The organism is Micromonospora arborensis (assembly GCF_003205615.1).
Lineage (GTDB): Bacteria > Actinomycetota > Actinomycetes > Mycobacteriales > Micromonosporaceae > Micromonospora > Micromonospora arborensis.
Genome location: NZ_PYBV01000172.1, coordinates 1 through 312 on the forward strand (window position 1 = coordinate 1; position 312 = coordinate 312).

The 312-nt window shown below is 72.1% G+C and carries 1 pseudogene; it reads left to right on the forward strand.

From position 1 onward, the window contains the following. A pseudogene (locus C7C45_RS33310) lies at positions 1-203 on the forward strand (DUF2079 domain-containing protein); the annotation flags it as partial. Positions 204-312 lie beyond the last annotated feature (109 nt).

Sequence of the window (312 nt, forward strand, 5' to 3'; positions counted from 1 at the left end):
TGCCGATCGTCACCGACGGAACCATCCGGGAGGTCGACTCCGACCTGCGGCACTGGCGGATCGAGACGGTGGTGCTCGCCGACCAGGTGCACGGCGCGAAGTTCGAGGTCGACGAGGAGGCGGTCCGGCGTACCGCCACCGCCCTCTTCGGCGAGCCGCAGCGGGTCGACGACGTCTGGCTCTGGCGCATCCCGCCGGCCTGACCCTGCCCTGGTGAGGCGGCTCACCAGGGACGATCGCCGGTAGCGGGACTAGGCTGGACGCCGTGACAACGACGACCTCCGGCCTCACCGCCGTCCGCGCCGGCCTGCT